The following is an 18,505-nucleotide window of genomic DNA, read 5'->3' on the forward strand; positions in this document are numbered from 1 at the left end:
ATTGGATTTGGGCGGTTCTTTTCCTGCATTTTGCCCTCAGGTCAATGCGTCACTTGGCATTCGCGCGGCCGCGGCATAGGTATTTGCGCAATATCCAACGACAGGAGGGCCAAATGGCCGAGATCAAGGATCCCGAAAACACCATCATCATCGAACTCAAGGACGGCCCCGTCGTCATCGAGCTGCTGCCCGACGTGGCACCCCAGCATTGCGAGCGCATGAAGGAACTGGCGCGCGCAGGCGAGTATGACAACGTGTGCTTTCACCGCGTGATCGACGGCTTCATGGCCCAGACCGGCGACGTGCAGCACGGCGACATGGAGGACGGCTTCAACATCCGCATGGCGGGCACCGGCGGGTCGTCGCTGCCGAACCTGCCGGCCGAGTTTTCCAAGCTGCCGCATGACCGCGGCACGCTGGGCGCGGCGCGGTCGGCCAACCCGAACTCGGCCAACTCGCAGTTCTTCATCAACTTCAAGGACAACCACTTCCTCAACGGCCAATACACCGTCTACGGCCGCGTGATCTCGGGGATGGAGCATATCGATGCCATCACCCGCGGTGAGCCGCCCGCGAACCCCGACCGCATGATCAGCGTCAAGGTGGCCGCCGATGTATAAGCTGGCCGCCGCTTTTGCCCTGCTGGCCAGCCCCGCGCTGGCCACGGGCCTGCAGATCGAGGTCGAGGGCGAGGCCAACGGCACCATCACCATCGACCTGTTCGAGGACGTGGCGCCGAAGCATGTCGAGCAGATCACCGCTCTGGCCGACGAAGGCCAGTATGACGGGGTGGTCTTTCACCGCGTGATCGACGGCTTCATGGCACAGACCGGCGACGTGCAGTTCGGCAAGCTGGGCGGCGACATGCGCTATGCGGGCAGGGGTGGGTCCGATCGGCCCGACCTGCCGGCCGAGTTCTCGGATATCACCTATGACCGTGGCATCGTCGGGATGGCGCGCTCGCAGGATCCCGACAGCGCGAACTCGCAGTTCTTCATCATGTTCGCGCCGGGCCCCTTCCTTGACGGGAAATATACCGTGGTCGGCAAGGTGACCGGCGGCATGGACGTGGTTGACGCGATCAAGCGCGGCACCGGTCCGAATGGCGCGGTGATCGGCCAGCCGGACGTGATGAAAAAGGTCACCGTTACCGACTGACGGCCTGCCCGGCGCCGTCACTCGGCGCCGGGCCAGCATTGGGCGCACGCGGCTTCACGACTGCGTGCAGGGGGCTGTTGCGGCGGCCCGCATCGCTCCATCATCTGCGCGTTGGATACGAAACGGATGATCCATGCGTCTACTCTCGTTTCTTTTGTTGCTGGTCACGGCCACCGCGCTGCAGGCGAATCCGGATTTCTGGCGCCACGAGTGGCCCGAGACCGATTTCAGCCGCACGAGCGTAGAAAACTGGGCCGAGATCCTGTCCGGCGGGCCGCCCAAGGATGGCATCCCGGCGCTGGACGATCCGCAATTCATTGCCGTGAGGGACGAAACGCGCATCGGGAAACGCGAACCGGTCATCACGGTGGAAATCGGCGGGCAGCAGCCGCGCGCCTATCCGATCCGCTACCTGATGTGGCATGAGATCGTGAATGACAGCGTTGGAGACGTCCCGATCGCGGTGACCTATTGTCCGCTGTGCAACTCGGCCATCACCTTTGACAGGCGCACCCGCCGCGGCGTGCTGAGTTTCGGCGTCAGCGGCAAGCTGCGCCATTCGGACATGGTGATGTATGACCGTGAGACCCAAAGCTGGTGGCAGCAGGCGCTTGGCGAGGCCATTGTCGGGGAACTGACGGGAACGCAACTCGGGATGTTGCCCTCGTGGATGGAGAGCTGGCAGCAATTCACCGCGCGAAACCCCGACGGGCTGGTCATGGCCGAACCCGCCTACAACCGGTCCTACGGGCGCAACCCTTACCGGGGCTATGACAGCTCGCGCAGACCGTTCCTCTATTCCGGAGAGATGCCTCCGCATGGAATTCACCCGCTGGAACGTGTCGTCCGTGTGGGCGACAGGGCGTGGCCGCTGACACGGCTGGCGCAGGCGGGCGAGGTCAACGAGGCTGGCGTGAGGATCAGCTGGGTTGCAGGACAGGCCTCGGCCCTGGACAGCGGGCAGATCAGCAAGGGCAGGGACGTGGGCTCGATCCGCGTGCGCGACAGCCAGGGGCGCGACGTGGTGCATGACGTGATGTTCGCCTTTGCCTTTCACGCCTTCTGGCCGGACGGCATCTGGATGACCGGGAACTGAGGCCGGCCCGGTCACGCCGCTGGATGTTCAAGCGAAATGTGCAATCCGGTTGCTTCGCGCCGGATTCCGCGAAAATCGCCTGTGGCCCTGAAGAAACGTGTTTGTCCAATTGAAAACGCCGCCGGGCCGGCGGCGCTTCGTTTCGGCTGAACCGCGGTTTCGGTCAGTCGTCGGGCGAAACCAGTTTCCAGACGATGCCGCCGATGGCTCCTCCGATCAGCGGGGCCACCCAGAACAGCCATAGCTGCGCCAGCGCAGGACCGTCTGCAAAAAGCGCCACGCCGGTCGAACGCGCCGGGTTCACCGAGGTGTTGGTCACCGGGATCGAAATCAGGTGGATCAACGTCAGCCCCAGTCCGATGGCGATCGGCGCAAATCCCGGCGGTGCGCCCGCAGAGGTGGCGCCGAGGATGATGAACAGGAAAAAGGCTGTCAGAACAATCTCGGTTACCAGGCCGGCCGTCATCGAATAGCCGCCCGGTGACGCGCTGCCATAGCCGTTCGAGGCGAACCCGCCCACGCCCGAGAAATCCGGCGCGCCGGAAACGATGACATAGAGCACCGCGGCGGCGGCGATCGCACCCACCACCTGCGCGACCCAATAGGGGATCAGCTCTTTGGCCTCGAACCGCCCGGCGATCATCAGGCCCAGGCTGACGGCGGGGTTGAAATGGCCGCCGGAAATATGTCCGACGGTATAGGCCATGGTCAGGACCGTCAGGCCAAAGGCGAAACTGACGCCCAGCCAGCCGATCCCGACATCGGCCACACCGGCCGCGAGAACGGCGCTGCCGCATCCCCCCAGCACCAGCAAGAACGTCCCCAGAAATTCCGCTAAAAGCTTTGAAGTCATCTATTCTCCTCCCGAAATGGATATGGAAATGTAAGCGCCACATGCATGTTTTGAAAAGAAATTTCGGATCGGGCCTTTTGGGTGGGTGCTCGGCGTCAGGCACGACCGCCGATCCGAGGCGCAGTCGGCGCAAAGAAAACGCGCCGCAGAAGGGACCGCGGCGCGCTTTCGATTTGAATGGCCCGTCGTGACCGGTGTCAGGCTTACTGGCTGACGTCGGCCTTGGCCGCGGCGGGGTTGCCGGCGGGCTTGGCTGCCGCACGGCCGGGGTTGAGCGGGTCGTCCTGACGCTGCACCGAACCCTCGAAATGGGCGCCGCTTTCGATCGCGATGGTCTTGTGGATGATGTCGCCTTCGACGCGGGCGGTCGAGGTCAGACGCACCTTCAGTCCACGGACCCGGCCCACGATGCGGCCGTTGATCACGACATCGTCAGCGGTGACTTCGCCCTTGATGGTGGCGGTTTCGCCGATGGTCAGAAGATGCGCGCGGATGTCGCCTTCGACGGTGCCCTCGACCTGGATGTCGCCAGTGGTCTTGATGTTGCCGGTGATGTGCAGATCCGACGACAGGACGGATGCCGGCGGCTTGGGCTTGGGCGCGGCGGCCTTGCTTTCTGCCGGGGCAGGGCTTGCCGGTGCTGCCGGGGCGGCAGGCTTGGCGGTTTCAGGTGCCTTGGATGCGGGCTCGTTGATTTTGCTCTTAGAAAACATTTTTCGCAGCCTTGATGTAAGTCATTGGATTCACGGGTTTTCCATTCACGCGCACCTCGTAGTGCAGATGCGTTCCGGTCGACCGTCCGGTGCTACCCATATCAGCAATATGATCTCCGCGCGAGACCCTTTGGCCGACCTTGACGCGGATCTTGGTGTTATGGGCGTAATAGGTCTCGATCCCGAAGGCATGCTTGATCTTCACGAGGCGCCCGAAACCCGACTGCCACCCGGCATGGGTGACGACGCCGTCCGCCGTCGCAAAGATGTCGGTGCCATGTGCGCCGGCAAAATCCGACCCGTTATGCATGCGCCGTCCACCGGTCTTGGGATCGCGGCGGTAGCCGAAGCCGCTGGTATAGCGGACGGCCGCCCTGACGGGGCTGGCAAAGGGCGCCTTCTCGGCGGCGATCCGATACAGGTTCAGCTGATCCATCTGCTGCAGCAACTTGTTCGCGCGGATCTCGTCCGGGGTCGGTTCCTCGCCACGCGTGCTGAAGGAAATGGGGGTCAGAGGCCCGCCGATACCGCTGTAGCCACGGCGCACTTCCTCGATGATCCGGTCAGTCGGCATCCCGGCCTGGCGGAACATCTTGTCCAGCGGTTCGACCGAGATCGCCATTGCCTCTTCCAACTGGCGGAAGATCTGGTCGTTGCGCTCACGCATCAGCTGGATTTCGAGTTCCAGCTCGGCGCGCTGATCCAATGCCGCCCGCGCGTCGCTTTTGATCGCATCGCGTTGCTCGGCCGTTCGCAACAGCGCCTCGGACATGAAGGCCAGTTGCACGGGGGTAGACGCCGCCGACTCTTTCGCGGCGGCGTCTTCGCCCGTGTCCTGCTCGAGTTTTGCCAACAGCGCCCGGGCGTCTTCGCGCTGCTTCATTGTTTCGCGCAAGGTTTTCTGGATGACCTCGATGCCGGTTTCCAACTCGCGGCGGCGGTTCTCGGACTTGAGCAACTCGGACTGCATTGCCGAAATCTGCGCCAGCGCGGCGTTGAAGCGCGCCTGTGCCGCCAATGCCTCTTCTGCACGGGCATCGCGTTCCTGGGACAGCAGGTTCAGGCGCTCTTGATAAATGGCCTGATCCCGCCGGGCCTGCTCGCGGAAATTCCCCGAGCCGATGCTGTCCATGAGAAGAATCGCCGTGGCGACGATGGTCCAGACGACCATGACCGCAACGCCTGCCACCGCGGCAATCTGGGTTTCGGATCGAAGCCGAATGAACCGTGTGTCAGTGTCGGATTTGAGAAAAACCCTGCGTTCGGGAAACTGTTTCTCGAGCAGAGCGTGAATTCTGATCCCCAGACGTGTTCGCACGCGTCTATCCTTTACTGTCATCCCCGTCCAAGGCCAGTTTCGAGTGGTCGGCTGGCCCTTGGGCCGTTTGAATAGCGGCGAGGTGGCATTTGGGCAAGTTTGTTAACCATTCGGTCCAAAACTGGAGTGATTTCACGCTCATGCTGAGCAAAAATCCGCCGATCGCCCGGAGGTTTCGGTCGACTTTCGGAGGGCTCAGGCTTTCCCCGGCAGCGGCATGTCCTCGGCCAGGGGCCAATAGAAATCCGGCGGCAGTCCTGCTTCGGCGCGTTTTTCCTCGTTGAACGGGGGTTTGAGCGCGCCGTGGAAGTATTTCCGCACAAGCTGATGGAACACGTCCTTGGGGTCGGCGTTCTCGCGGCCGCAGAGGAAGTGGAACCATTTCGAACCATAGGCGACGTGGCCGACCTCTTCGGCATAGATCACCTCGAGCGACTCGACGGCCTTTTGCGCCCCGGCCTTGCGGAAAATCTCGATCATGCCGGGGGTTACGTCCAGGCCACGGGCCTCGAGCACCATCGGCACGACCGCCAGCCGGCCCATCAGGTCCTCGGCCGTGTCCTCGGCCGCGCGCCACATGCCCGCGTGGGCGGGCAGGGCGCCGTAATGGCTGCCCATCGACTCGAGGCAGTCGCAGATCATCTCGAAATGGCGCGATTCTTCCTCGGCGCATTTCACCCAGTCGTCGTAGAAGCCAACCGGCATCGGCACATGCCCGAACCGTGCGACGATGTCCCAGTGCAGGTCCACCGCGTTCAGCTCGATATGCGCCACGGCATGCAGCAAGGCGATCCGGCCGGCCTCGGAGCCGGGGCGGCGTTTCGGCACGTCACGCGGCGACAGGAGTTCCGGCTTGTCCGGGCGGGCCGGGTGCATCGGGGGATTGGCGGTGCCGATCTCGATCTCGGGGGCCTCGCCATTCCGCGAGGCAAACCACTCGGCGGCGTATTTGCGCGACAAGGCGGTCTTGGCGCGGCCGTCCCCGGTCGTCAGCACTTCGGTCGCCATCTGGGTCAGGGTCTTGGGCACGCGCAGGCTCCGTTCCTTGTATCCGTTGCCGCCTGATAGCGCGGACGGGCGGCCGGGTCGAGAGAACCCGCGGTCAGCCCAGCTCGCGCACCGCCGCCAGCACCTCGTCCACATGGCCGGGCACCTTGACCTTGCGCCAGATGCGCGCGATCCGGCCCTCGGGGTCGATCAGGAAGGTCGACCGCTCGATCCCCATGGATTTCCGGCCATACATGTTCTTTTCCACCCACACCCCGTAATCCTCGCAGACGGTGGAATTCTCGTCGGACAGCAGCGGCGTGGTCAGCCCGTGCTTGGCCACGAATTTGTCATGCCTGGCGACGCTGTCGCGAGAGATGCCGAACACCTTGGCGCCGGATTCGGCAAATGCGTCAAGCTGTTCCGAGAAACCGATGGATTCCTTCGTGCAGCCCGGGGTATCATCGCGGGGATAGAAGAACAGGACGACGGCATGACCACGCAGGTCCGACAGGGTCACTTCTCCGCCGCCGTCGCGGGGAAGGGTGAAATCAGGGGCGAGGTCGGAAATTTCGGGCATTGGTTTTCTCCGGCGGAATCATGATTTTGGTTGCTGCGCATATTAGGCCGGGGCCTGCGAGTTGAAAGGCGCGGGAAGGAAATTTCTTCGGCGTGACAAGCTCAAGGCCAAGCCGGCGCGCGACAGGCCGGTCCGCAGATCGCGCCGCCGCACCGCGGGGCTGTGGGCCATGCGTGGCGTGTTCATCCTGTTGTTCCTCGGAGCCGTCACCGCCCTGATGGTGATCGGGCAGACGATGCATGCCCCCGACTGGCTGCGCGATCGGGTCGAGGCCCGGCTCGAGCAGGTTCTCGGAGGGCTGCAACTGCGCTTTGGCGATGTCAGTTTCGTCATACACGAAGGCTGGCGCCCACGGCTGCGGTTGCAGGACGTGACCATCAGCGATGCCGAAGGGCGGCAGATCGCGCAGGTGTCGGACATGCGGGCCAGCCTGGCGATGCGGCCGCTTCTGCGGGGCGAGGTCCGGCCCAAGCGCATTTTCCTCAGCGGGGCCAATGTGTTCCTGCTGCGGGATGAAGAGGGCACGGTCTCGCTGACGGTCGGCACCGACAGTGCACCGGTGAACCGGGCGCCGAACCTTGCGGGGCTGATCGAGCAATCCGACAACCTGTTTCTGTCACCGGCCCTGTCGGCGTTGACCGCCTTTGAGCTTGATGGCGTCACGCTCGATTACCGGGATCTGCGGCAGGGGCGGTCGTGGACGCTGGACAGTGGCCGGGTGCAGGTGACCCGCAGCGGGGGCGACATCCGGGTCGCCACCGGATTCTCATTGCTCGGCGGCCGTGACTATGTCAGCGAGATCGAAGCGAATTATTCGAGCACACTCGGATCTCCCGAGGCGCGGTTCGGCATTACCGTGACCGATCTGGCGGCCGAGGATATCGCGGGCCAGAGCCCGGCGCTGGCCTGGCTCGAGGTGCTGCGCGCCCCGATTTCCGGGGCCCTGCGGGGCAGCATCGACGAGGACAGGGCCCTGGGGCCGCTCTTTGCCACTTTGCAGATCGGCGAAGGCGTGTTGCAACCCAACGCCGAAACCCGGCCGATCCCGTTCGAATCCGCCCGGACCTATTTCACCTATGATCCGTCCGCGCAGGCGCTGCTTTTCGATGAGGTTTCCATCGTTTCGGCCTGGGGCTCGGCGCTGGCCGAAGGGCGGGCGTCGCTGGAAGGGGTCGAGGCGGGGGCGTTGCAGTCCCTCACGGCACAGTTCCGTTTGTCGGGCATCCGGGTGAATCCCGCCGATGTCTTTCCCGAGCCGCTGGAACTGTCCGGCGCCGAGGTCGATTTCCAGATGAAGCTGGCGCCGTTCCGGTTGCAACTTGGTCAGATGGTCGTCGAACACGAAGGGCGCCGGTTGAGAGCGACGGGGAGCCTGACGGGTGCCGCCGACGGCTGGGACGTGAGGGTGGATGCCGGAATGGACCGGATGACGCCGGAACAATTGCTTGGATACTGGCCCGAAGCGGTGGCGAAGAAACCGCGCAAATGGGTCAGCGAGAACCTGGCCGAGGGGCTGCTGAAGGATCTGGACCTTGCCCTCCGGCTGCGGCCCGGGGAGGCGCCAAACATCTATGCCGACTTTGATTTCGAAAGGGCGCGGATCAGGTTCGCGCGCACCCTGCCGCCGCTGGTCGATGCGCGGGGACAGGCCAGTCTGGTCGACCGCCGCTTCTCGGTCACGGCACAGCGCGGATGGGTCGTGCCGGATCAAGGCGGGGCGGTGAATGCGGCTGGCACGTCCTTCATCATTCCCGACATCTCCATCAAGGGCTTGACGCCCGCCATCGCGCGCATTCGCGCAAGCGGCAGCGTGACGGCGGCGCTTTCGCTGCTGGATCGCCCGCCGCTCGCGCTGATGACCAAGGCCAACCAGCCAGTGGACCTGGCCGAAGGGTTCGCTCGCCTTGAGGGGACGTTGGCCCTGCCGCTGAAGAAGGGCCTCAAGCTCGAGGATACCGAGTTTCACTTTGCCGGCAGCGTGGAAGATGTGCGCAGCGACAAGCTGGTGCCGGGCACCACCGTCAGCGCCGACCGGTTGCAACTGCAGGGGGACCACACGCAGGTCGTTCTGTCTGGCTACGGCCTGTTCGGCGAGGTTCCGATGACGGCGACATGGCGCCAGCCGGTGGGCAAGAAAAGCGCACGCAGCCGGCTGACGGGGCAGATAGAACTGTCGCCGCGTCTGATGGAGGAAATCCGGGCCAACCTGCCCGACGGCATGTTGACTGGAGAGGGCCTCGCCGATGTGACGGTGGACATCGGGGGCGGCCAGGAGCCTTACCTGTCCGCCCGGTCCGACCTCGTGGGCGTTGGCTTGTCCGTCCCGGAACTCGGCTGGAGTAAATCCCCCGACAGCGCGGGCGAGATGGCGATCGAAGTGGCCCTCGGGGAGGACATGCAAGTCGATGACCTGCGGATCACTGCGGCCGGACTGCGCGCCAACGGGGAAATAACCTTTTCGGACGACCGGCAGATGGAGCGCATCTCGTTCTCATCGCTCGAAGTGGGCAACTGGCTGGCGGTTCCGGTCGATCTGGTGGCGCGGGGGCGGCCGGTGCCGGATATTCGGGTTCTGGGCGGCGTCCTTGACATGCGCGGCGCGACGTTCGGTTCGGGAGGCAGCGGCGGTGGCGGGGCCGGGCCATTGCTGCAGGTGCGGCTCGACCGTTTGCAGGTCACCGACACGATAGCGATGACCGGTTTCCGGGGCGAGTTCACGACGACGGGCGGGATTCAGGGTGGTTTTACCGCGCAGGTGAACGGTGGGGCCTCGGTCGCGGGCGAGGTATCGCCGCGCGGAGGGCGCAGCGCCGTTGTCCTGCAGTCGTCGGACGCGGGCGGCGTCGTGCGGTCCGCCGGTATTCTGAACCAGGCGCATGGCGGCGATTTCTGGCTGGCGCTGGAGCCGGTGATCGGGCCGGGCCACTATGATGCGGTTCTGAAAGTCTCGAACACACGGATCAAGGATGCGCCGGCGATGGCCGCGCTGCTCAACGCCATCAGCGTCGTCGGGCTGCTGGATGAAATGGCTGGGCAGGGCATTTTCTTCAACACGATCGACAGCAAGATGCGGCTGTCTCCGAACGAGGTCACGGTTCTGAGCGGCAGCGCGGTGGGCCCGTCGATCGGCCTGTCCTTCGATGGCCGGATCGACACCGAGCAGGGGTGGCTGGACATGCAGGGCGCGATTTCACCGATCTACCTGGTGAACGCGATCGGCAGCGTGCTGACGCGCAAGGGCGAAGGGGTCTTCGCGTTCAACTACACACTCCAGGGGCCGCTGGACGATCCACAGGTCGCTGTGAACCCGCTGTCGGGCCTGGCGCCGGTCTTTCTGAGGGATCTGATGCGCGCGCCGCCACCCAACGTGCCCGAAGGCGGATCGGGCATCACTGCGCCGGAGGCACCCGAAAACGAACGTTCCTTCGAACTCGGCAATGGCGATCGTTAAAGCCGGTGTGGCCGAATCTCTCGGCTCGGGGTAATGCGCGCCCATGAAACTCAGCGATTTCGATTTCGACCTGCCCGAAGACCTGATCGCCACCCGCCCGGCAAGCCCGCGCTCGTCGGCGCGGTTGTTGGTGGCACAGGGCGATGCGATCACGGATGCCACCGTCATCGACCTGCCGGACTGGCTGCGCCCGGGCGACCGGCTGGTTCTCAATGACACCCGCGTGATTCCGGCGCGGCTGAGCGGGCGGCGTCATCGGCAAAGCGCGCAGGGTCCGGTTTCCGCCGCGATCGAGGCAACCTTGCTGGACCCACAGGCCGACGGCACATGGGCTGCGCTACTCAAGCCGCTGAAAAAGGTGAAAACGGGTGAAGAGATCGTGTTTTCGGATCAACTGAGCGCGACGCTCGAGCGGGTCGAGGACGGGCAGGCCTATCTGCGCTTCAACCTGTCCGGAGAGGATTTCGACAGCGCGCTGGAAGCGGCAGGCGCGATGCCGCTGCCACCCTATATCGCGGCCAAACGCCCGGCGGACGAGCGCGACAAAACCGACTATCAAACTATTTGGGCGCGCCATTCGGGTGCCGTCGCGGCCCCGACCGCCTCTCTGCATTTCGACGAGGCGCTGCTGGCGAAACTGGCCGAGCGCGGTGTCGCGTTCACGCATGTCACCCTTCATGTGGGGGCAGGCACGTTCCTGCCGGTCAAGGTCGAGGACGTGACCACCCACAAGATGCATGCCGAGTGGGGGCGGGTGAGCGAGCAGGCCGCCGAAGAAATCCGCGCGACAAGGGCGGCGGGCGGGCGCGTGATCCCGGTCGGAACCACCGCGCTGCGCCTGATCGAAAGCGCCGCGCGCGGGGGCGAGATCGAGGCTTGGGAGGGAGAGACCGACATCTTCATCTATCCCGGTTTCGAGTTCCACGTCACCGATGCCCTGATGACGAATTTCCACCTGCCCAAGTCCACGCTGCTGATGCTGGTGTCGGCCCTGATGGGGCAGGATCGCGTGCGGCGCATCTATGCCCATGCCGTCGCCGAACGGTACCGCTTCTTCTCCTACGGGGACGCGTCGCTTTTGATCCCCTGAATGGCGCGTTTTCAGGATCGAATCCCTCAAATGTAATGGACAAGCGCGACCAAGCCGGTGTCAGATCGTTTCTGACGCCGAATTCTGACACCCGGTTGCGGAGGCCCATATGCTTCAGGTTCTTTCCAGCGCTTGGGCGCTTCTTCTCGGGATGGGGTTCCTGATGGTGGGCAATGGCCTGCAGGGGACGCTGCTGGGCGTTCGCGGCGAGATCGAAGGCTTTTCCACCTTCCAGATGTCCTTCGTGATGTCGGCCTATTTCGTGGGCTTTCTGGGTGGGTCCAAGCTGACCCCGGAAATGATCCGGCGCGTGGGGCATGTGCGGGTCTTCGCGGCTCTGGCGTCGTTCATTTCGGCGGTGATGATCATGTATCCGATGCTGACCGACCCGATCGCCTGGTCGATCGGGCGGGTCGTGATCGGCTTCTGTTTCTCGGGCGTCTATGTGACCGCCGAGAGCTGGCTGAACAACGCGGCCAGCAACGAGAACCGGGGGCAGGCCCTGTCGCTCTACATGATCGTGCAGATGATGGGGATCGTGAGCGCGCAGGCGTTGATGCTGGTCGGAGATCCCGCAGGTTATGAAACCTTCGTGATCGCCTCGATTCTTGTTTCGGTGTCCTTCGCACCGATCCTGCTGTCGATCTCACCAACCCCTGCCTTCGACACCACCCAGCCGATGTCGCTGAAAGAGTTGATGAACACCTCGCCCCTGGGTTGCGTCGGCATGTTCCTGCTGGGCGGCATTTTTTCGGCGCAGTTCGGCATGAGCGCGGTCTATGGCGCGAAGGCCGGACTGTCTCTGAAAGAGCTGTCGCTGTTCGTTGCGACTTTTTATGTCGGCGCATTGCTTCTGCAATATCCGATCGGATGGTTGTCGGACCGCATGGATCGGCGAATCCTGATCCTGTTGGTGTCGGTCCTCGGTGGTGCGGGCGCCCTGATGGGCATGGTCGTGGGGTGGAAATACGAGTTTCTTTTGATCGCGGCCTTTGCCATCGGCGGAATGTCGAACCCCCTCTATTCGCTGCTGATTGCCTATACCAACGACTATCTTGATCACGAAGACATGGCCGCGGCGTCGGGCGGGTTGATCTTCATCAACGGGTTGGGCGCGATCGCAGGGCCGCTGGTTACTGGCTGGTTGATGGGAGATGAGATTTTCGGCCCGGCGGGATTTTTCCTTATTATTGCGGCACTTCTGCTGGTTTTGGCGGTTTATGCGCTCTACCGGATGACCCAGCGCGCGTCGATCCCGGTGGACGAAACCGGGCACATGTCGCCGATTTATCCCACGGTATCTCCTGTAGCGGTCGAGGTCGCGCAGGAATACGTCATCGAGACCGAGCAGGAAGAGCAGGAAGCTCAAGATGTCGTGTAGAGGTTAATTTTATGTCGCCAATGTAGTAAGATGTTACTGTTATAGATCTTAAAATCGGATTTTAATGACGTTACGTCCCTTGGGGGGGAGTTTAGACGGAGTAAAGGACAATGGTTGGTCCTGAAGAAGTATTGAGTTTCTGGTTGGAAGAAGTCGGTCCCGAGGGCTGGTATCTGCAGGACGAAGAACTGGACGCGCAGATCCGCAATCGTTTCCTGAGAACCTGGGAAGCTGCTCGTGAAGGCAAGTTGTCGCTCTGGTTGACCTGCCCGAGCGGATCGCTTGCCTACATCATCCTGACGGATCAGTTCCCGCGCAACATGTTCCGGGGCGACGCACGCGCCTTCGAGACGGATCGCGCGGCGCTGGCGGCGGCGAAGCGGGCGGTGGACCGGGGCTGGGATCTCAAGATCGACGAACCGGCGCGGCAGTTCTTCTATCTGCCGATGATGCATTCGGAAAATCTGTGCGACCAGGAGCGCTGCGTGCGTCTGATGTGCCAGAGGATGCCGAATTCCGGCGCCGGCAATCTGCTGCATGCGCGGGCGCATCGCGAGGTGATCCGCAAGTTCGGCCGGTTCCCGTACCGAAACGAGGCGTTGCGCCGCGAGATGACCGAGCAGGAAGCGGACTACGTCAGCGGTGGCGGCTACGGTCAGACCGTTCGTGAAATGCAGGCCGCCGGCTAGGACGTCGGCGTACAGCCCCGGATTTCCATGACGCTATCGGCGATGGCGTCGGTCGAAGTTTCGATGGCGTGCTCGATCAGTTTTTCCGGCGCCTCTGACAGGTCAGAGATGCCTGCCTGCGCCGTTTCGAGCCTCTGCTCGGCAGCCTCCAAGCGCGTCAGGATCGCCTGAATGCGCTGCTGCGAAGCTTCGGACAACTGCTCGCCTTTCTCTTGCAGCGCATCGCCGAGATCACTTCTCATCGCTTGCAACTCGCTGCGCAACCCGGCCGCTTCGTCGCGCAACGGCGCAACAAGTTCCAGGTTCTGGGCGAAAGTGGCGGCCAGCCCGTCTACGGTCGAGGCTACTTTCCAGGCCAGAAACAGACATAAAGCCATCAGCAGCAGCGTGGCGTTCAAGAGGGCAAGCAGAAGATCCTTGAGCGTTCTGGCCATGGCAAGTCTTTCAATTCATTGATGCGAAACAGGATATCTTACGCCGAAAGGGCGGCGATGCCATAGTTTTAGACATTCCCTCGGGTCGCGTATAGGCTGAAACCCGCGCAAAGTCCGCTGTATTACCTGGCGTCAAATTTGTCGCGGAACGCCGTGGTTGATGCGCGGAAGGAGTTAGTTTAATGGTAAACTAGTTTTCCAATCCACCGGCGCCGAGGGGTACTCATGGCTGCACAATCCTTTGATCTGATCGTTATCGGCGCGGGCCCCGGCGGCTATGTCGCCGCCATTCGCGGGGCGCAGCTGGGCCTCAGGACGGCAGTGGTCGAGCGCGAGCATCTGGGCGGCATCTGCCTGAACTGGGGCTGCATCCCGACCAAGGCGCTGCTGAGGTCCTCCGAGGTGTTCCATCTGATGGAACGCGCCAAGGAATTCGGCCTCAGCGCGGACAAGATCGGCTACGATCTGGATGCAGTGGTCAAGCGCTCGCGCGGGGTAGCGAAGCAACTGGCCAGCGGTGTCGGGCATCTGCTGAAAAAGAACAAGGTCACCGTGGTGATGGGCGAGGCGACGATCCCCGCCAAGGGCAAGGTCAGTGTCAAGACGGACAAGGGTACCGAGGAACTCACGGCCAAGAACATCATCCTGGCCACCGGTGCACGCGCACGCGAGCTGCCCGGTCTCGAGGCCGACGGAGACCTGGTCTGGACCTACAAGCACGCGCTGCAGCCCCCTCGGATGCCCAAGAAGCTGCTGGTCATCGGTTCGGGCGCGATCGGCATCGAGTTTGCCAGCTTCTACAACACGTTGGGTGCGGACACGACCGTTGTCGAGGTCATGGACCGGGTCCTGCCGGTCGAAGATGCTGAAATCAGCGCCTTTGCCAAGAAAGCGTTCGTCAAGCAGGGCATGAAGATCATGGAGAAGTCCATGGTCAAGCAGCTGGACCGTGGCAAGGGCAAGGTGACGGCCCATATCGAGACCGGCGGCAAGGTCGAAAAGCTTGAGTTCGACACGGTGATCTCGGCCGTGGGCATCGTCGGCAATGTGGAGAACCTCGGGCTCGAAGCTCTGGGAGTCAAGATCGACCGCAGCCATGTCGTTACAGATGAATTCTGCCGCACCGGTGTCGATGGTCTCTATGCCATCGGCGACATCGCCGGTGCGCCCTGGCTGGCACACAAGGCCAGCCACGAAGGCGTCATGGTCGCCGAGCTGATTGCGGGCAAGCACGCACACCCGGTCAAGCCCGAAAGCATCGCCGGCTGCACCTATTGCCACCCGCAGGTGGCCTCGGTCGGCTATACGGAAGCCAAGGCAAGGGAACTGGGCCATGAGGTCAAGGTCGGCCGCTTCCCCTTCATTGGCAACGGCAAGGCGATTGCCTTGGGTGAGCCGGAAGGCATGATCAAGACGGTCTTCGATGCCAAAACGGGCGAGTTGCTGGGAGCTCATATGGTGGGCGCCGAGGTGACCGAGTTGATACAAGGCTATGTGGTGGGCCGCCAGTTGGAAACCACCGAGGAAGACCTCATGAATACAGTCTTCCCGCATCCGACCTTGTCCGAAATGATGCATGAGAGTGTATTGGACGCATATGGCCGCGTCATACACATGTAAGCGCGTATCACATATTGGCTGATCGCGGGCGGGGGCTCTGCCCCCACCGCGCTGCGCGCGGCTCCCCCGGGATATTTTGGGCCAGATGAAGTGCGGACGTGTCCTTCATCTGGCTGCAAATATCCCGGAGCGCGAGGCAGAGCCTCGCAAAATACTCTGATCAGCGGGTCAGAGCATCCAGAATCCGGGCCCAGGATCGGATGCCTTTGTGGAAGCTTTTCACGTCGTATTTTTCGTTGGGCGAGTGGATCGCGTCGTCATCGTTGGCAAAGCCGACCAGCATGGAATCCAACCCCAACACGGTAGTGAAGTAACCCACGACCGGGATCGAACCGCCCATGCCGGTGAATACTGCCTCGCGGTTCCATTCGTCGGACAGCGCGCCCCGCGCGGCCTCGAATTCCGGGCGGTCCAGGTTCATCACGGATGCGGGTGAGCCTTCCAAGTCATTGTCCCATACGACCTTGGCGTCCGGTGACAGGCGGTCCTCGACGTGCTTGCGGATCTTGTCCCGCAGTTTGTCGGGGTCCATGTCGCCGACCAGTCGGCAGGTGATCTTGCAATGGGCTTCGCTGGGGATCACCGTCTTTGAGCCGGCACCGTTGTAGCCGCCCCACAGCCCGTTGATTTCCAGCGTCGGCCGGGCCCATTGCTGTTCGAGCGTGGAGTAGCCCTTTTCGCCATGCGGCTGTGTGTAGCCGACGGAATTGAGGTATTCGGCTTCGTCGAAACCGCAGTTTTCCCATTGCCGCAGCTGGTCGGCGGGAACCTCGTGCACGCCCTCGTAGAATCCTTCGACGGCCACGCGGCCGGTCTCATCGTCATAGAACGAGGCGACGATACGGGACATCTCGCGCAGCGGGTTCAGGCCGGGGCCGCCGTAGTGGCCCGAATGCAGGTCGATCCGCGGACCGATGATGGTGAACTCGTCCTTGAGCATGCCACGCAGCTGCGACGCGATCGACGGCACGCCGCGCGATACCATCGACGTGTCGCAGACCAGCGCCAGGTCGGCCTTCAACTCGTCTTTGTGGGCCTCGAGGAACGGGACCAGCGAGGGGGAACCGGATTCCTCTTCACCCTCGAAGAAGAAGGTGATCCGGCAGGGCAGTTTGCCATGCACGGCCTTCCAGGCGCGGCAGGCCTCGACGAAGGTCATCAGCTGCCCCTTGTCGTCGGACGCACCGCGGCCACGGATGACCTGACCGTTTTCGGTCTCTTCGAGAGCCGGATCGAAGGGGTCGCGGTTCCACAGTTCCAGCGGGTCGACGGGCTGGACGTCGTAGTGGCCATAGAACAGCAGATGCGGTGCGTCGGCGTCCTCGCCAACACGGCCAACGACCATGGGGTGGCCGGGGGTCGGGCGTTTCTCTGCAGAAATCCCCATGCTTTGAAGGTCGGCGACCAGCCAGTCGGCGGCGTTGTCCACGTTCTCCTTGTAGGCCGGGTCGGTCGAGATCGAAGGAATTCGCAGAAACTCCATCAACCTGTCAATGGCGGTGGGAAGACCGCTGTCGATCTTGTTCAGAACGGCGTCGAGTGACATTGGGGGCTCCTGAGTGGGTCTGGGTTTCTCGCGAAACCTATCAGCGGCGGCGGGACAGTCCAGTGTGCCCGGGCAAGAAAAAGTGATATTATCGGAAACAACTGCCGCGACGTGATGCGCCCTGCGTCGTTTACTCGCGTCCGTTGGCCGGAACTATGCTTGAGGGGCGGTGCCTAAATAGATATTTGATGCAAATCAATGCCGCCGCGTCGGGCGTGGATATAGGCAGTTGATCTGAAGGCACACAGAAGTTATTCATTCAGGAATGTGAATTTATTCACATCGACGAATGGGGTCCTGCCGCCGCAGGGAAAGATGGCGGAGGGACGATAAAGGAGGACCCGGTGGACTACACTGCTCAGCTCGATTCCGCGATTGCCAAGCTGCATGAAGAAGGACGTTACCGGACCTTCATCGATATCGAACGCCGCAAGGGGCATTTCCCGCATGCAGTCTGGACCCAGCCAGACGGAACCGAACGGGATATCACCGTATGGTGCGGCAACGACTATCTGGGCATGGGCCAGCACCCGTTGGTGCTCGAGGCCATGCATGAGGCGATCGAGGCGGCTGGGGCAGGATCGGGCGGCACCCGCAACATCTCGGGCACGACCATCTATCACAAGCGGCTCGAGGCCGAACTGGCCGACCTGCACGGCAAAGAGGCTGCGCTGCTGTTCACCAGCGCCTATATCGCCAATGACGCCACGCTCAGCACGCTGCCCAAGCTGTTTCCGGGGCTGATCATCTATTCCGACGAGTTGAACCACGCTTCGATGATCGAAGGCGTGCGCCGCAACGGGGGCGCCAAGCGCATCTTCCGCCACAATGACGTGGCCCACCTGCGCGAACTGCTGCAGGCTGACGACCCGGCCGCGCCCAAGCTGATCGCCTTTGAATCGGTCTATTCGATGGATGGCGATTTCGGCCCGATCGAGGAGATCTGTGACTTGGCCGACGAATTCGGCGCACTGACCTATATCGACGAGGTGCACGCGGTCGGCATGTACGGCCCTCGCGGTGGCGGCGTGACCGAGCGTGACCGTCTGGCGCACCGGATCGACATCATCAACGGCACGCTGGCCAAGGCCTATGGCGTGATGGGCGGCTATATCGCGGCCAGCGCGAAAATGTGTGATGCAGTGCGCTCTTATGCGCCGGGCTTCATCTTCACCACCTCGCTGCCGCCGGCGGTTGCGGCGGGGGCGGCGGCCTCGGTCGCCTTCCTCAAGCGCGCGCCGGAGCTGCGCGAGCAGCATCAGACACAGGCCAGCATCCTCAAACTGCGCCTGAAAGGGCTGGGCTTGCCGCTGATCGATCACGGCAGCCACATCGTGCCGGTGATCGTGGGCGACCCGGTGCACACCAAAAAGTTGAGCGACATGCTGCTGGAAAACTACGGCATCTATGTCCAGCCGATCAATTTCCCGACCGTTCCGCGCGGAACCGAACGCCTGCGGTTCACTCCGTCGCCCGTCCACGGACCGGACGAGATGAACCGCCTGGTCCAGGCGATGGACGAACTTTGGTCACATTGTGCGCTGAATCGCGCCGAACTTGCGGGGTAACGTAAGGCCTTGGTGTGCAAC

At 62.9% G+C, this 18,505-nt stretch carries 16 protein-coding genes; 9 read left to right on the plus strand and 7 right to left on the minus strand.

Annotation, left to right across the window (positions count from 1 at the left end):
- Positions 1–113 precede the first annotated feature (113 nt).
- From AVO45_RS09750 to AVO45_RS09760, 3 genes are all read left to right on the plus strand, one after another.
- Positions 114–620: a peptidylprolyl isomerase gene (locus AVO45_RS09750; RefSeq protein WP_068346370.1), complete on the plus strand. Its 507-nt coding sequence runs from the start codon at positions 114–116 to the stop codon at positions 618–620.
- Positions 613–1,158, plus strand: a complete 546-nt coding sequence (locus AVO45_RS09755; protein WP_068346372.1) for a peptidylprolyl isomerase — start codon at positions 613–615, stop codon at positions 1,156–1,158. The genes AVO45_RS09750 and AVO45_RS09755 overlap by 8 nt, the downstream gene beginning before the upstream one ends.
- A gap of 133 nt (positions 1,159–1,291) precedes the next feature.
- Positions 1,292–2,254: a DUF3179 domain-containing protein gene (locus tag AVO45_RS09760; RefSeq protein ID WP_068346374.1), complete on the plus strand. Its 963-nt coding sequence runs from the start codon at positions 1,292–1,294 to the stop codon at positions 2,252–2,254.
- Between the two features lie 163 nt (positions 2,255–2,417).
- Here AVO45_RS09760 and aqpZ read toward each other — a convergent pair whose 3' ends face one another.
- From aqpZ to AVO45_RS09785, 5 genes are all read right to left on the minus strand, one after another.
- Positions 2,418–3,107 (minus strand): aquaporin Z, encoded by a 690-nt coding sequence (aqpZ, locus tag AVO45_RS09765; RefSeq protein ID WP_068346376.1) that lies wholly within the window; start codon positions 3,105–3,107, stop codon positions 2,418–2,420.
- Between the two features lie 203 nt (positions 3,108–3,310).
- Positions 3,311–3,820 carry a bactofilin family protein gene (locus AVO45_RS09770; RefSeq protein ID WP_068346378.1) on the minus strand — a complete coding sequence of 170 codons (510 nt, stop codon included), beginning with the start codon at positions 3,818–3,820 and terminating at the stop codon, positions 3,311–3,313.
- Complete coding sequence (locus AVO45_RS09775) at positions 3,810–5,138, minus strand: M23 family metallopeptidase (protein WP_068346380.1); 1,329 nt, start codon at positions 5,136–5,138, stop codon at positions 3,810–3,812. Before AVO45_RS09775 ends, AVO45_RS09770 begins: the two co-directional genes overlap by 11 nt.
- 195 nt (positions 5,139–5,333) lie before the next feature.
- The gene (locus tag AVO45_RS09780; protein WP_068346737.1) at positions 5,334–6,146 is read right to left on the minus strand and encodes a ferritin-like domain-containing protein; all 813 of its coding nucleotides are present in this window, start codon (positions 6,144–6,146) and stop codon (positions 5,334–5,336) included.
- A 94-nt stretch (positions 6,147–6,240) separates the two neighbouring features.
- The gene (locus AVO45_RS09785) at positions 6,241–6,705 is read right to left on the minus strand and encodes a peroxiredoxin (protein ID WP_068346382.1); all 465 of its coding nucleotides are present in this window, start codon (positions 6,703–6,705) and stop codon (positions 6,241–6,243) included.
- Between the two features lie 61 nt (positions 6,706–6,766).
- Between AVO45_RS09785 and AVO45_RS09790 the strand changes: the two genes are divergently transcribed.
- From AVO45_RS09790 to AVO45_RS09805, 4 genes are all read left to right on the plus strand, one after another.
- Positions 6,767–10,156, plus strand: a complete 3,390-nt coding sequence (locus tag AVO45_RS09790; RefSeq protein WP_068346384.1) for a YhdP family protein — start codon at positions 6,767–6,769, stop codon at positions 10,154–10,156.
- A 43-nt stretch (positions 10,157–10,199) separates the two neighbouring features.
- Positions 10,200–11,246 carry a tRNA preQ1(34) S-adenosylmethionine ribosyltransferase-isomerase QueA gene (queA, locus tag AVO45_RS09795; protein ID WP_068346386.1) on the plus strand — a complete coding sequence of 349 codons (1,047 nt, stop codon included), beginning with the start codon at positions 10,200–10,202 and terminating at the stop codon, positions 11,244–11,246.
- A 109-nt stretch (positions 11,247–11,355) separates the two neighbouring features.
- On the plus strand, positions 11,356–12,627 hold the full coding sequence (locus AVO45_RS09800) for an MFS transporter (protein ID WP_068346388.1): 1,272 nt from the start codon (positions 11,356–11,358) through the stop codon (positions 12,625–12,627).
- A gap of 110 nt (positions 12,628–12,737) precedes the next feature.
- On the plus strand, positions 12,738–13,316 hold the full coding sequence (locus AVO45_RS09805) for a DUF924 family protein (RefSeq protein ID WP_068346390.1): 579 nt from the start codon (positions 12,738–12,740) through the stop codon (positions 13,314–13,316).
- On the opposite strand, the gene AVO45_RS09810 is transcribed toward AVO45_RS09805, so the two are convergent.
- Entirely contained in the window at positions 13,313–13,750 is a 438-nt protein-coding gene (locus AVO45_RS09810; protein WP_068346392.1) for a hypothetical protein, read from the minus strand. The two genes, AVO45_RS09805 and AVO45_RS09810, sit on opposite strands and share 4 nt — an antisense overlap.
- A 225-nt stretch (positions 13,751–13,975) precedes the next feature.
- Between AVO45_RS09810 and lpdA the strand changes: the two genes are divergently transcribed.
- Positions 13,976–15,370, plus strand: coding sequence for a dihydrolipoyl dehydrogenase (gene lpdA, locus AVO45_RS09815; protein WP_068346395.1), 1,395 nt, complete (start codon positions 13,976–13,978; stop codon positions 15,368–15,370).
- A gap of 160 nt (positions 15,371–15,530) precedes the next feature.
- On the opposite strand, the gene AVO45_RS09820 is transcribed toward lpdA, so the two are convergent.
- Positions 15,531–16,916 (minus strand): dipeptidase, encoded by a 1,386-nt coding sequence (locus AVO45_RS09820; RefSeq protein WP_068346397.1) that lies wholly within the window; start codon positions 16,914–16,916, stop codon positions 15,531–15,533.
- A gap of 344 nt (positions 16,917–17,260) precedes the next feature.
- On the opposite strand from AVO45_RS09820, the gene hemA reads away from it, so the two are divergent.
- A complete protein-coding gene (hemA, locus tag AVO45_RS09825; RefSeq protein ID WP_068346399.1) occupies positions 17,261–18,484 on the plus strand; it encodes a 5-aminolevulinate synthase in 1,224 nt (407 codons plus the stop codon).
- Positions 18,485–18,505: the final 21 nt, after the last annotated feature.

It is taken from the genome of Ruegeria marisrubri (assembly GCF_001507595.1).
GTDB lineage: Bacteria > Pseudomonadota > Alphaproteobacteria > Rhodobacterales > Rhodobacteraceae > Ruegeria > Ruegeria marisrubri.

Excerpts from the sequence above, each read along its gene's own strand:
- AVO45_RS09750 (WP_068346370.1), top strand. The coding sequence starts at position 114 with ATGGCCGAGATCAAGGATCCCGAAAACACCATCATCATCGAACTCAAG.
- lpdA (WP_068346395.1), top strand. The coding sequence starts at position 13,976 with ATGGCTGCACAATCCTTTGATCTGATCGTTATCGGCGCGGGCCCCGGC.
- AVO45_RS09820 (WP_068346397.1), bottom strand. The coding sequence starts at position 16,916 with ATGTCACTCGACGCCGTTCTGAACAAGATCGACAGCGGTCTTCCCACC.
- AVO45_RS09755 (WP_068346372.1), top strand. The coding sequence starts at position 613 with ATGTATAAGCTGGCCGCCGCTTTTGCCCTGCTGGCCAGCCCCGCGCTG.
- AVO45_RS09770 (WP_068346378.1), bottom strand. The coding sequence starts at position 3,820 with ATGTTTTCTAAGAGCAAAATCAACGAGCCCGCATCCAAGGCACCTGAA.
- queA (WP_068346386.1), top strand. The coding sequence starts at position 10,200 with ATGAAACTCAGCGATTTCGATTTCGACCTGCCCGAAGACCTGATCGCC.
- AVO45_RS09810 (WP_068346392.1), bottom strand. The coding sequence starts at position 13,750 with ATGGCCAGAACGCTCAAGGATCTTCTGCTTGCCCTCTTGAACGCCACG.
- aqpZ (WP_068346376.1), bottom strand. The coding sequence starts at position 3,107 with ATGACTTCAAAGCTTTTAGCGGAATTTCTGGGGACGTTCTTGCTGGTG.
- AVO45_RS09780 (WP_068346737.1), bottom strand. The coding sequence starts at position 6,146 with ATGGCGACCGAAGTGCTGACGACCGGGGACGGCCGCGCCAAGACCGCC.
- AVO45_RS09760 (WP_068346374.1), top strand. The coding sequence starts at position 1,292 with ATGCGTCTACTCTCGTTTCTTTTGTTGCTGGTCACGGCCACCGCGCTG.
- AVO45_RS09805 (WP_068346390.1), top strand. The coding sequence starts at position 12,738 with ATGGTTGGTCCTGAAGAAGTATTGAGTTTCTGGTTGGAAGAAGTCGGT.
- AVO45_RS09785 (WP_068346382.1), bottom strand. The coding sequence starts at position 6,705 with ATGCCCGAAATTTCCGACCTCGCCCCTGATTTCACCCTTCCCCGCGAC.
- AVO45_RS09800 (WP_068346388.1), top strand. The coding sequence starts at position 11,356 with ATGCTTCAGGTTCTTTCCAGCGCTTGGGCGCTTCTTCTCGGGATGGGG.